This window comes from Salmonella sp. 3C (genome assembly GCF_025426275.1).
Lineage (GTDB): Bacteria > Pseudomonadota > Gammaproteobacteria > Enterobacterales > Enterobacteriaceae > Salmonella > Salmonella enterica.
Genome location: NZ_CP104858.1, coordinates 351,850 through 364,039, shown reverse-complemented (window position 1 = coordinate 364,039; position 12,190 = coordinate 351,850). Strand labels below are relative to the sequence as shown.

Genomic DNA, 12,190 nt, shown 5'->3' with positions numbered 1-12,190 from the left:
GGATGACTCATGGCGCACGACGAACAACTCTGGCTCACCCCAAGACTGCAAAAAGCGGCGGTCCTGTGTAACCAGACGCCCGCCGCCAGCGATACACCGCTGTGGCTGGGCGTCGATTTGGGCACCTGCGACGTGGTGTCGATGGTGGTCGACGGCAACGCCCAGCCGGTGGCGGTATGCCTTGACTGGGCCGACGTTGTGCGTGACGGCATCGTCTGGGATTTCTTCGGCGCCGTCACCCTCGTGCGCCGCCATCTCGACACCCTTGAACAGCAGCTCGGCTGCCGCTTTACCCACGCGGCGACCTCGTTCCCGCCGGGCACCGACCCGCGTATTTCGATCAACGTGCTGGAGTCTGCCGGGTTAGAAGTCAGCCACGTACTGGATGAACCGACGGCGGTGGCGGATCTGCTGGCGCTTGATAATGCAGGCGTGGTGGATATTGGCGGCGGCACTACCGGCATTGCCATCGTCAAACAGGGCAAGGTGACTTACTCCGCCGATGAAGCCACTGGCGGGCACCATATCTCCCTGACGCTGGCGGGCAACCGCCGTATTCCCCTGGAAGAGGCGGAACAGTACAAGCGCAGCAATGCGCAGGAGATTTGGCCGGTAGTGAAGCCGGTGTACGAAAAGATGGCGGAGATCGTTGCTCGCCACATTGAAGGGCAAGGAATTGCTGATTTATGGCTGGCGGGCGGTTCCTGTATGCAGCCGGGCGTGGAGGCGTTATTTCGCCAGCGTTTCCCGGAGTTACAGGTGCATTTACCACAGCACAGCCTGTTTATGACCCCGCTGGCGATAGCTAACAGCGGGAGAGCAAAAGCGGAGGGACTCTATGCAAGCTGAACTACAGACGGCGCTGTTTCAGGCATTCGACACCCTGAATCTGCAACGGGTGAAAACGTTCAGCGTACCGCCGGTCACGCTGTGCGGGCTTGGGGCGCTCGGCGCCTGCGGCCAGGAAGCGCAAGCGCGGGGCGTAAGCCATCTGTTTGTGATGGTCGACAGCTTCCTGCATCAGGCGGGAATGACCGCGCCGCTGGCACGCAGCCTGGCGATGAAAGGTGTGGCGATGACGGTCTGGCCGTGTCCGCCAGGCGAGCCGTGCATTACCGATGTCTGCGCGGCGGTGGCGCAACTGCGTGAGGCGGCGTGCGACGGCGTAGTGGCCTTTGGCGGCGGTTCGGTGCTGGACGCGGCGAAAGCGGTCGCCCTGCTGGTGACTAACCCTGACCAGACGCTGAGCGCCATGACCGAGCACAGTACATTACGCCCGCGTCTGCCGCTGATTGCGGTGCCGACCACCGCCGGAACCGGTTCTGAAACCACCAACGTGACGGTGATTATCGACGCGGTCAGCGGGCGCAAGCAGGTACTGGCACACGCGTCACTAATGCCGGACGTGGCGATTCTTGATGCTGCCGTGACCGAAGGCGTTCCGCCAAACGTGACGGCGATGACCGGTATCGATGCGTTGACGCATGCGATTGAGGCCTACAGCGCGCTCAACGCCACGCCGTTTACCGACAGCCTGGCGATTGGCGCGATAGCGATGATTGGCAAATCGCTGCCGAAAGCCGTGGGGTACGGCCACGATCTGGCGGCGCGTGAAAATATGTTGCTGGCCTCCTGTATGGCGGGAATGGCCTTTTCCAGCGCCGGTTTGGGGCTGTGTCATGCGATGGCGCACCAGCCAGGAGCGGCGCTGCATATTCCGCACGGCCAGGCCAACGCCATGCTGCTGCCAACAGTCATGGGCTTTAACCGGATGGTTTGCCGCGAGCGCTTCAGTCAAATCGGTCGGGCGTTAACCAATAAGAAATCGGACGATCGCGATGCGATTGCGGCGGTGAGCGAGCTGATTGCCGAAGTGGGGCAGAGCAAACGGCTGGCTGACGCTGGCGCTAAACCCGAACACTACAGCGCATGGGCGCAAGCCGCGCTGGAGGATATTTGTCTGCGCAGTAACCCACGCACCGCCACACAGGCACAGATTATCGACCTGTACGCGGCTGCCGGGTAATGCCTGTAGGCCGGATAAGGTGCTCGCACCGCCATCCGGCAATAACACGGCGTTAATGCCGGAGGCGACGTAAACGTCTTATCCGGCCTACAAATCATAAATGGCAGGGAGTAAGGGCTATGGGAATTAACGAAATCATCATGTACATCATGATGTTCTTTATGCTGATTGCCGCCGTGGACAGAATCCTGTCGCAGTTCGGCGGGTCGGCGCGCTTCCTCGGTAAATTCGGCAAGAGTATCGAGGGGTCTGGCGGCCAGTTTGAAGAGGGCTTTATGGCGATGGGCGCGCTGGGACTGGCGATGGTCGGTATGACCGCGCTGGCGCCGGTGCTGGCGCATGTACTGGGGCCGGTTATTATCCCGGTATACGAAATTCTGGGCGCGAACCCATCCATGTTCGCGGGTACGCTACTGGCCTGTGATATGGGCGGATTCTTCCTCGCCAAAGAGTTGGCCGGCGGTGATGTCGCGGCGTGGCTATACTCAGGGTTAATACTTGGGTCGATGATGGGGCCGACCATTGTGTTCTCCATTCCGGTGGCGCTCGGCATTATCGAACCGTCTGACCGCCGCTACCTGGCGCTTGGCGTACTGGCGGGTATCGTCACCATTCCCATTGGCTGCATTGCGGGGGGACTGATCGCCATGTACTCAGGCGTGCAGATCAATGGTCAGCCAGTGGAGTTTACCTTCGCGCTGATCCTGATGAACATGATCCCGGTATTGATCGTCGCGGTGCTGGTAGCGCTGGGGCTGAAGTTCATCCCGGAAAAAATGATCAACGGTTTCCAGATTTTCGCCAAATTTCTGGTGGCGCTGATCACCATCGGTCTGGCGGCTGCGGTGGTTAAATTCCTGTTGGGTTGGGAGTTGATTCCGGGACTCGACCCGATCTTTATGGCGCCAGGCGACAAACCCGGCGAAGTGATGCGCGCCATTGAAGTGATCGGCTCTATCTCCTGCGTGCTGCTTGGCGCGTATCCGATGGTGCTGTTACTGACCCGCTGGTTTGAAAAACCGTTGATGAATGTCGGTAAACTGCTGAACGTAAATAATATTGCGGCGGCAGGCATGGTAGCGACCCTGGCGAACAATATCCCCATGTTCGGCATGATGAAGCAGATGGATACCCGCGGCAAAGTGATTAACTGCGCATTTGCCGTCTCTGCGGCGTTCGCGCTGGGCGACCATTTAGGCTTCGCCGCCGCCAACATGAACGCCATGATCTTCCCGATGATTGTCGGCAAGCTGATCGGCGGCGTGACGGCGATTGGCGTGGCGATGATGCTGGTGCCGAAAGATGACGCCGCCCAGGTGAAAACCGAAGCGGAGGCGCAATCGTGAACACTCGCCAGCTACTGAGCGTCGGTATCGATATCGGCACCACCACCACGCAGGTGATCTTCTCGCGCCTGGAGTTGGTTAACCGTGCGGCGGTGTCGCAGGTGCCGCGCTACGAATTCATCAAACGCGACATTAGCTGGCAAAGCCCGGTCTTCTTTACGCCCGTGGATAAGCAGGGCGGTCTGAAAGAGGCCGAACTTAAAGCGCTGATTCTGGCTCAGTATCAGGCCGCAGGCATCGCGCCTGAATCGGTGGACTCAGGGGCTATCATTATCACCGGCGAAAGCGCCAAAACCCGTAACGCCCGTCCGGCGGTCATGGCGCTCTCGCAGTCGCTGGGCGACTTTGTGGTCGCCAGCGCCGGGCCGCATCTGGAATCAGTCATTGCCGGTCACGGCGCCGGAGCGCAAAGCTTGTCTGAGCAGCGGATGTGCCGGGTGCTGAATATTGATATCGGCGGCGGCACGTCTAACTACGCGCTGTTTGACGCGGGAAAAGTCAGCGGCACCGCCTGCCTTAACGTCGGTGGTCGCCTGCTGGAAACCGACGCTCAGGGGCGCGTGGTTTATGCCCATCAGCCGGGGCAGATGATTATCGATGAGGTGTTCGGTTCGGGTACTGATGCTCGCGCCTTAGCTGCCGCACAGTTGGGGCAGGTGGCGCGGCGGATGGCGGATCTCATCGTCGAGGTTATCACCGGCGCGCTCTCGCCGCTGGCGCAATCGCTGATGCAAACCGGGCTGCTGCCCGCCGATATTACGCCAGAGGTGATCACCCTTTCCGGTGGGGTAGGTGAATGCTACCGCAACCAACCTGCCGATCCGTTCTGTTTTTCCGACATTGGACCGCTGCTCGCCACGGCGTTGCATGAACATCCGCGCCTGCGCGAGATGAACGTGCAGTTCCCGGCGCAAACCGTGCGTGCCACGGTGATTGGCGCGGGGGCCCATACGCTCTCGCTTTCCGGCAGTACTATCTGGCTGGAAGACGTCCAACTGCCGCTGCGCAACCTGCCGGTGGCGATCCCGCAGGATGATGCCGATCTGGTGAACGCCTGGCGGCAGGCGCTTCTCCAGCTTGATCTCGACCCGCAAACCGACGCTTACGTGCTGGCGCTTCCCGCCACGCTCCCGGTGCGTTACGCCGCATTACTCACGGTCATCAACGCGCTGACGGCTTTTGTCGCGCGTTATCCCAATCCACATCCCCTGCTGGTGGTGGCCGAGCAGGATTTTGGTAAAGCGCTGGGCATGTTATTGCGCCCACAGTTACCGCAACTTCCGCTGGCGGTCATCGATGAGGTGGTCGTGCGGGCGGGAGACTATATCGACATTGGTACGCCTCTTTTTGGCGGATCGGTTGTGCCGGTGACGGTGAAATCACTCGCATTTCCTTCCTGAGGGAACGACTTATGAAACTAAAGACCACATTGTTCGGCAATGTTTATCAGTTTAAGGATGTAAAAGAGGTACTGGCTAAAGCCAACGAACTGCGTTCGGGGGACGTGCTGGCCGGGGTTGCCGCGGCAAGTTCGCAGGAGCGCGTAGCGGCAAAACAGGTACTGTCGGAAATGACGGTGGCGGATATCCGCAACAATCCGGTGATTGCCTATGAAGAGGACTGCGTGACGCGCCTGATTCAGGACGACGTCAACGAAACGGCCTATAACCGGATTAAAAACTGGAGCATCAGCGAACTGCGCGAATACGTACTGAGCGATGAAACCTCCGTGGACGACATCGCGTTTATCCGCAAAGGGCTGACCTCCGAAGTGGTGGCGGCAGTAGCGAAAATCTGCTCCAACGCTGACCTGATCTACGGCGGCAAGAAAATGCCGGTGATCAAAAAAGCCAATACCACTATCGGTATTCCGGGCACCTTTAGCTGCCGTTTGCAGCCGAACGATACCCGTGACGATGTACAGAGTATCGCCGCGCAAATCTACGAAGGGCTTTCTTTCGGCGCAGGCGATGCGGTGATCGGCGTTAACCCGGTGACCGATGACGTGGAGAACCTGACCCGCGTGCTCGACACCGTTTACGGCGTTATCGATAAATTCAATATTCCGACCCAGGGCTGCGTGCTGGCGCACGTCACCACCCAGATCGAAGCGATTCGTCGCGGCGCGCCGGGCGGACTGATTTTCCAGAGCATTTGCGGCAGCGAGAAGGGCTTAAAAGAGTTCGGCGTCGAGCTGGCCATGCTCGACGAAGCGCGGGCTGTGGGGGCGGAGTTCAACCGCATCGCCGGGGAAAACTGCCTGTACTTTGAAACCGGGCAAGGGTCTGCGCTCTCCGCAGGCGCGAACTTTGGTGCCGACCAGGTGACGATGGAAGCGCGTAACTACGGGCTGGCGCGCCACTACGATCCGTTCCTGGTGAACACCGTGGTGGGCTTTATCGGGCCGGAGTATCTCTACAACGACAGGCAGATTATCCGCGCCGGTCTCGAAGATCACTTTATGGGCAAGCTGAGCGGCATCTCGATGGGCTGCGACTGCTGCTATACCAACCATGCCGACGCCGACCAGAACCTTAACGAAAACCTGATGATTCTGCTCGCCACTGCCGGCTGTAACTACATCATGGGGATGCCGCTCGGCGACGACATCATGCTCAACTACCAGACCACCGCTTTCCACGATACCGCCACCGTCCGTCAGTTGCTGAATTTACGGCCATCGCCGGAGTTTGAACGCTGGCTGGAAACGATGGGCATTATGGCAAACGGTCGTCTGACCAAACGGGCGGGCGATCCGTCACTGTTCTTCTGATGACGCGGGGATAACACCATGGATCAAAAACAGATTGAAGAAATTGTACGTAGCGTGATGGCGTCAATGGGACAGGACGTACCGCAGCCCGTCGCGCCGTCAACGCAGGAAGGCGCAAAGCCGCAGTGCGCCGCGCCGACGGTGACCGAAAGCTGCGCGCTGGATTTAGGTTCCGCAGAGGCAAAAGCCTGGATTGGCGTCGAGAATCCGCATCGTGCGGACGTGCTGACCGAACTGCGTCGCAGTACTGCGGCACGCGTCTGTACGGGTCGTGCCGGGCCGCGTCCGCGCACCCAGGCGCTGTTGCGCTTCCTGGCGGATCACTCCCGTTCGAAAGATACCGTGCTCAAAGAGGTGCCGGAAGAGTGGGTAAAAGCGCAAGGGCTGCTGGAAGTGCGTTCGGAGATCAGCGACAAAAACCTGTACCTGACGCGCCCGGATATGGGGCGTCGCCTGAGCCCGGAAGCCATTGACGCGCTGAAGTCACAGTGCGTGATGAACCCGGATGTGCAGGTAGTGGTCTCCGATGGCCTCTCTACGGATGCGATCACCGCCAACTATGAAGAGATCCTGCCGCCGCTGCTTGCCGGTCTGAAGCAGGCCGGGCTGAACGTCGGCACGCCGTTCTTTGTGCGCTATGGCCGCGTGAAGATTGAAGATCAGATTGGCGAAATTCTCGGCGCGAAGGTCGTCATCCTGCTGGTGGGCGAACGTCCGGGGCTGGGGCAGTCGGAAAGCCTTTCCTGCTACGCGGTCTATTCCCCGCGCGTGGCGACCACCGTCGAGGCCGACAGAACCTGTATTTCAAACATTCATCAGGGGGGGACGCCGCCAGTAGAAGCCGCCGCCGTGATTGTGGATTTGGCCAAACGGATGCTGGAGCAGAAAGCGTCCGGCATCAACATGACCCGTTAAGGAGACATCATGCCTGCATTAGATTTAATTCGACCTTCAGTGACTGCCATGCGCGTGATTGCCTCCGTGAATGACGGCTTTGCGCGGGAACTTAAATTACCGCCACATATACGTAGTCTCGGACTCATCACGGCAGATTCTGATGATGTGACCTATATTGCCGCTGATGAAGCGACAAAACAGGCGATGGTGGAAGTGGTCTATGGCCGCTCCCTCTATGCCGGGGCGGCTCACGGGCCGTCGCCTACCGCCGGTGAGGTGTTGATTATGCTGGGCGGACCGAACCCGGCGGAAGTGCGCGCCGGTCTGGATGCAATGGTCGCCAGCATTGAAAACGGCGCGGCGTTCCAGTGGGCGAACGATGCGGAAAATACCGCGTTCCTGGCGCATGTGGTTTCGCGTACCGGCTCGTACCTCTCGTCTACCGCAGGTATCGCGCTGGGCGATCCAATGGCCTACCTGGTGGCGCCGCCGCTGGAAGCGACATTCGGCATTGACGCGGCGATGAAATCCGCTGACGTTCAACTGGTGACTTACGTGCCGCCGCCGTCGGAAACCAACTATTCGGCTGCGTTCTTAACGGGAAGCCAGGCCGCGTGTAAAGCCGCCTGCAACGCCTTTACCGACGCCGTGCTGGATATTGCTCGTAACCCTGTCCAGCGTGCGTAACGGAGGTTGCCAATGATCAATGCCCTGGGATTACTGGAAGTGGACGGAATGGTCGCCGCCGTCGATGCGGCGGATGCCATGCTGAAAGCGGCCAACGTGCGTTTGCTCAGTCATCAAGTGCTCGACCCTGGCAGGCTCACGCTGGTGGTGGAGGGCGATCTGGCGGCGTGTCGTGCGGCGCTGGATGCCGGAAGCGCTGCCGCGCAGCGCACAGGCCGTGTGATTAGTCGCAAAGAAATTGGTCGTCCGGAAGAGGACACCCAGTGGCTGATTGGCGGGTTTGCGCGTGCGACAACGCCGACTGAGAAAGCGCCCCAGGTACCCGCAACGCCTGAGTTCGCTGAGGCGTTATTGGCGCTGCTGGCATCAGTACGCCAGGGAATGACGGCGGGAGAGGTTGCCGCGCATTTTGGCTGGCCGCTGGAGCAGGCCAGAAACGTGCTGGAACAACTCTTTTCTGACGGAGCGTTGCGTAAACGCAGTAGTCGCTATCGCATCAAAAATTAATCTGTCGGAGGGCCGGGCGTCCTGGCGGGCGTCCGGCATAGAAGATCATGAAAAAGACCCGTACAGCGAATTTGCACCATCTTTATCATGAAGCGTTACCCGAAGACGTTAAACTTACGCCCAGAGTCGAGGTGGACAATGTTCATCAGCGACGGACGACGGATGTCTATGAACATGCTCTGACTATCACCGCCTGGCAGCAGATCTACGATCAGTTACACCCGGGTAAATTTCATGGCGAGTTCACGGAAATCCTGCTTGATGAGATTCAGGTGTTCCGTGAATACACCGGCCTGGCGCTGCGTCAGTCGTGTCTGGTTTGGCCAAACTCTTTCTGGTTTGGTATTCCGGCGACGCGCGGCGAACAGGGATTTATCGGCGCGCAGGGGCTCGGCAGCGCCGAGATTGCCACCCGACCGGGAGGCACCGAGTTTGAACTGAGCACGCCGGATGATTACACCATTCTGGGTGTCGTTATCTCGGAAGATGTTATTTCCCGTCAGGCCACTTTTTTGCATAACCCGGAAAGGGTGCTGCATATGCTGCGTAACCAGTTAGCGCTGGAGGTAAAAGAGCAGCATAAAGCGGCGCTGTGGGGCTTTGTGCAGCAGGCGCTGGCCACCTTCAGCGAGAGTCCTGAAACCCTGCATCAACCTGCGGTGCGTAAGGTCTTGAGTGATAATTTGTTGCTGGCGATGGGCACGATGCTGGAAGAGGCGAAGCCGATTCATAGCGCCGAAAGCATCAGCCATCAGGGATATCGTAGGCTACTGTCGCGGGCGCGGGAATATGTGCTGGAAAATATGTCGGAGCCGCTGACGGTGCTCGACTTATGTAACCAGCTACACGTAAGCCGTCGCACGCTGCAAAATGCGTTTCACGTCATTTTGGGCATTGGCCCCAATGCGTGGCTGAAACGTATTCGCTTAAACGCAGTACGCCGGGAACTGATTAGCCCGTGGTCGCAGAGCGCCACGGTCAAAGATGCCGCGATGCAGTGGGGATTCTGGCATCTGGGGCAATTTGCCACCGATTATCAGCAATTATTTGCCGAAAAACCGTCGTTGACGTTGCATCAACGGATGCGGCAATGGGCTTGATAATGATGGGTAGGCTCTCCGGTTGCTGATAACGTGCGCGTGTCGGGAATTGCCCGGTGGCGGCTGGCGCCTTACCGGGTCTACGGATTCGCTGCCGTCTGTGGTTGGTAGCCCGGACAAGGCGCGCCAGCGCCGCCTCCGGGGAAGCGCGCGCACAACGTGCAAAACAGTTTTGTCATCAGGTCATGAGGATGAGCGTTTATGTTTGCTGATAAGACGTTGCCGTTGTTTGGCAGGAGGGGCAGATAAACCCGTAAAGCATTCCTTCCGCATATTCCTCTTCCTCGATATCTTCATAGCTTAGCTGCGCAAGAAACATCATCGTTTGCGCGCACGTTGGGCACGTGGGATAGTCTGTATCCTGAACCCATGCGGGATGGCCGCCGAGCTGTGAGAAGGTGGTGGGTAAAAATATTTCAGCAGCGAATAGCGGCAAACGGGATTCCCCGGGGTGCAGAACATCAAGCGGTAGCGTTATCCAGTCAGAGGAATTCTCCACCGCCAGCGTCGAGAGCGCATTTTTTTCGTACCATCGCGGCTGGCCTTGCGGATCGACGGTGGCGAAAACGGTGTTATATGCCGTACAACACTGACAGGTCAGAATACGAATTTGACCGGGCCAACCCTGCGTGCTTAGGCCGACGGCGCTCGGCGCAACCTCAAACAGATTGATTAGCGGCAGGGAACAGTGTGGGCAGTTTTCACCATATTCTGCGACGGCGCGAAAAACGGCCGGCTGTTCAGGTGCCTGTTTTACCAGATGGGTACATTGCGTAAAGTAAAGATCGCGCCTGCGGCCATTTTCAGTGAGTTCCCATCCCGCCTGGTGAGCATAGCGATGAGGGAGGATATGAAGTGAAGCACTCCACGCAGGTGGTTCCTGGCGCCAGCGGTTAAAATGCTCAACGACAACCTCATCGCCAATCCAGGCCAGGGCACAAAGAATGCGTCACGGTTTTCGTCATCGGTTTCCACCTTCTGCAAAAGCGCGTCGCGTACGTCAGGCGGCGCACGGTGAAAAGGTAGGGGTGAAGAGAGCTCCAGTTCTTCTTCATTTATTACCTGGCGCAGGAAATTATCCAGATTGGCCCGGGTAAATGCCGCCAGGCACAGCGCAATTTCCTGAGCTTCCTCCTGCCATCCGGAATCAAATAATTTTTCTGCATAATCGACCATATCGCGGCTTTCATCATCGGAGAGCTTTTTGTAAAGCTCATCGGTCGGAATGGGGCAGGGAATCCACTCGATTAACGGATCGTGTTCCCGGGGTTCATGAACGAGCTTAAGCATTTCAACAGGGTTGGTAATGCCACTGAACGCGTCGATCGTTTTTCTGTTTTTCCGGATATATTCTTCCTGCTTTTGCCGATAGCGCGCCTGGACGCAGGGCATACAATAGCCCTCCGTGCGGGCAGCCGTTGCTGGCAGGATGAAATGTGAGCATTGCGGGTTTTTACAAGGAATACGCTCGTCCATGCGGTAGTGCTCCACTGCAAATTCTACGAGTGCTTACTGTACTGTTTTACTAATGATAACGGCAGCGGGCGGTTATCCGAATTCTTTATCTACAATGAACTCGTTTATTTCTACGAGCCTGCTTTTACTCAACGACCAACCGGATAGGCGATAAACAAACCGGCTATCGTCAGAATACATGCCAGTATGCATAGCAAGATACAGTTAACGCTTTTACGCGGAATATGAATAATAAAGCAGAGTAATGCTATCAGGGCCATGACCACAGGGATGGTCACCATATTGATAACCAGAAGCACGATCAGACCGAAGCTCACCCCTCCGCTATGAGGGATGAATATTCTTTCTTCAAAATATATTTCTAGCGTAATAGCAAGCAGGCAGCCAATAAAACTTATACCCAGATGGGGATGCCATTTGGCGTCACTGGTTACTACTTTCCGTGTATTTGTTTGCATTGTTTTACTTTATAAATAAGTTAAATCCAGTCGCGTACCTGAATAAACTCGCTCAGCGCCGCTTCCGGGCTACCCGCTTCTGGCTGCCAGTCGTACTCCCAGCGCACCAGCGGCGGCATCGACATCAGGATAGATTCAGTGCGCCCGCCGGTTTGCAGACCAAACAGGGTGCCTCTGTCCCACACCAGATTGAACTCCACGTAGCGCCCGCGGCGATAAAGTTGAAAATTACGCTCCCGCTCTCCCCAGACCATCGCTTTGCGTCGTTCGACAATCGGTAAATACGCCTCGGTGTAGCCGTTACCGACCGCCTGCATAAAAGCAAAACAGTGGTCGAAATCCGGCGTATTCAAATCGTCAAAAAACAGGCCGCCGATACCGCGCTGCTCGTTACGATGCTTGAGGAAAAAGTAGTCATCGCACCACTTTTTATAGCGCGGATACACATCGTCGCCAAACGGCTGGCACAGGTCGCGGGCGGTGCGGTGCCAGTGAACGGCATCCTCTTCAAAGCCGTAGTAGGGCGTTAAATCGAACCCGCCGCCAAACCACCACACCGGATCGGCGCCCGGTTTTTCGGCAATAAAAAAGCGCACGTTAGCATGGCTGGTGGGAATATACGGATTGTGCGGATGCACCACCAGCGATACGCCCATCGCTTCAAAGCTACGCCCGGCCAGTTCTGGCCGATGCGCGGTGGCGGATGCGGGCATTGCATCGCCGTGAACGTGAGAGAAATTAACGCCCGCCTGTTCGAAAATCCCGCCGTTGCGTAATACCCGGCTGCGTCCGCCGCCGCCCGCTTCGCGTCGCCAGCTATCTTCGACAAAGTTTGCGCCATCCACAGCGGATAACTTTTGGCAAATATCATCCTGCAGGCGTAGCAGAAACTGTTTTACGTGATGTGCATCGGGTTTCAT

General features: G+C 57.7%; 11 protein-coding genes and 1 pseudogene. 9 read left to right on the top strand and 3 right to left on the bottom strand.

What is annotated here, in order from left to right:
* Nucleotides 1-9 precede the first annotated feature (9 nt).
* The 9 genes from eutJ to eutR all read left to right on the top strand — a co-directional run bounded on the left by eutJ (nucleotide 10) and on the right by eutR (nucleotide 9,336).
* Nucleotides 10-849, top strand: coding sequence for an ethanolamine utilization protein EutJ (gene eutJ, locus N7E69_RS01730; RefSeq protein WP_001675775.1), 840 nt, complete (start codon nucleotides 10-12; stop codon nucleotides 847-849).
* On the top strand, nucleotides 839-2,026 hold the full coding sequence (gene eutG / locus N7E69_RS01725) for an ethanolamine utilization ethanol dehydrogenase EutG (protein WP_001147501.1): 1,188 nt from the start codon (nucleotides 839-841) through the stop codon (nucleotides 2,024-2,026). The genes eutJ and eutG overlap by 11 nt, the downstream gene beginning before the upstream one ends.
* A gap of 119 nt (nucleotides 2,027-2,145) precedes the next feature.
* Nucleotides 2,146-3,372: an ethanolamine utilization protein EutH gene (gene eutH / locus N7E69_RS01720; RefSeq protein WP_000512354.1), complete on the top strand. Its 1,227-nt coding sequence runs from the start codon at nucleotides 2,146-2,148 to the stop codon at nucleotides 3,370-3,372.
* Nucleotides 3,369-4,772 (top strand): ethanolamine ammonia-lyase reactivating factor EutA, encoded by a 1,404-nt coding sequence (gene eutA / locus N7E69_RS01715; protein WP_001097518.1) that lies wholly within the window; start codon nucleotides 3,369-3,371, stop codon nucleotides 4,770-4,772. The genes eutH and eutA overlap by 4 nt, the downstream gene beginning before the upstream one ends.
* An 11-nt stretch (nucleotides 4,773-4,783) precedes the next feature.
* On the top strand, nucleotides 4,784-6,145 hold the full coding sequence (gene eutB, locus N7E69_RS01710; RefSeq protein ID WP_000769983.1) for an ethanolamine ammonia-lyase subunit alpha: 1,362 nt from the start codon (nucleotides 4,784-4,786) through the stop codon (nucleotides 6,143-6,145).
* Nucleotides 6,146-6,163: 18 nt separating this feature from the next.
* Complete coding sequence (eutC, locus tag N7E69_RS01705; protein ID WP_000372354.1) at nucleotides 6,164-7,060, top strand: ethanolamine ammonia-lyase subunit EutC; 897 nt, start codon at nucleotides 6,164-6,166, stop codon at nucleotides 7,058-7,060.
* Between the two features lie 9 nt (nucleotides 7,061-7,069).
* Nucleotides 7,070-7,729, top strand: coding sequence for an ethanolamine utilization microcompartment protein EutL (eutL, locus tag N7E69_RS01700; protein ID WP_001111056.1), 660 nt, complete (start codon nucleotides 7,070-7,072; stop codon nucleotides 7,727-7,729).
* Between the two features lie 12 nt (nucleotides 7,730-7,741).
* Complete coding sequence (eutK, locus tag N7E69_RS01695; protein WP_000606266.1) at nucleotides 7,742-8,236, top strand: ethanolamine utilization microcompartment protein EutK; 495 nt, start codon at nucleotides 7,742-7,744, stop codon at nucleotides 8,234-8,236.
* 47 nt (nucleotides 8,237-8,283) lie between these two features.
* Nucleotides 8,284-9,336, top strand: coding sequence for an HTH-type transcriptional regulator EutR (gene eutR / locus N7E69_RS01690; RefSeq protein WP_000753669.1), 1,053 nt, complete (start codon nucleotides 8,284-8,286; stop codon nucleotides 9,334-9,336).
* Nucleotides 9,337-9,535: 199 nt separating this feature from the next.
* On the opposite strand, the pseudogene N7E69_RS01685 reads toward eutR, so the two are convergent.
* The 3 genes and pseudogenes from N7E69_RS01685 to hemF form a co-directional block, all read right to left on the bottom strand.
* Nucleotides 9,536-10,812: pseudogene (locus tag N7E69_RS01685) on the bottom strand (DUF1963 domain-containing protein).
* Between the two features lie 128 nt (nucleotides 10,813-10,940).
* Nucleotides 10,941-11,270: a hypothetical protein gene (locus N7E69_RS01680; protein ID WP_001194342.1), complete on the bottom strand. Its 330-nt coding sequence runs from the start codon at nucleotides 11,268-11,270 to the stop codon at nucleotides 10,941-10,943.
* A gap of 20 nt (nucleotides 11,271-11,290) precedes the next feature.
* Entirely contained in the window at nucleotides 11,291-12,190 is a 900-nt protein-coding gene (gene hemF, locus N7E69_RS01675) for an oxygen-dependent coproporphyrinogen oxidase (RefSeq protein WP_000801326.1), read from the bottom strand.

Bases quoted from the DNA above. Each gene is read 5' to 3' on its own strand.
- eutJ (WP_001675775.1), top strand. From the start codon at position 10: ATGGCGCACGACGAACAACTCTGGCTCACCCCAAGACTGCAAAAAGCG.
- eutG (WP_001147501.1), top strand. From the start codon at position 839: ATGCAAGCTGAACTACAGACGGCGCTGTTTCAGGCATTCGACACCCTG.
- eutH (WP_000512354.1), top strand. From the start codon at position 2,146: ATGGGAATTAACGAAATCATCATGTACATCATGATGTTCTTTATGCTG.
- eutB (WP_000769983.1), top strand. From the start codon at position 4,784: ATGAAACTAAAGACCACATTGTTCGGCAATGTTTATCAGTTTAAGGAT.
- eutC (WP_000372354.1), top strand. From the start codon at position 6,164: ATGGATCAAAAACAGATTGAAGAAATTGTACGTAGCGTGATGGCGTCA.
- eutL (WP_001111056.1), top strand. From the start codon at position 7,070: ATGCCTGCATTAGATTTAATTCGACCTTCAGTGACTGCCATGCGCGTG.
- eutK (WP_000606266.1), top strand. From the start codon at position 7,742: ATGATCAATGCCCTGGGATTACTGGAAGTGGACGGAATGGTCGCCGCC.
- eutR (WP_000753669.1), top strand. From the start codon at position 8,284: ATGAAAAAGACCCGTACAGCGAATTTGCACCATCTTTATCATGAAGCG.
- N7E69_RS01680 (WP_001194342.1), bottom strand. From the start codon at position 11,270: ATGCAAACAAATACACGGAAAGTAGTAACCAGTGACGCCAAATGGCAT.
- hemF (WP_000801326.1), bottom strand. From the start codon at position 12,190: ATGAAACCCGATGCACATCACGTAAAACAGTTTCTGCTACGCCTGCAG.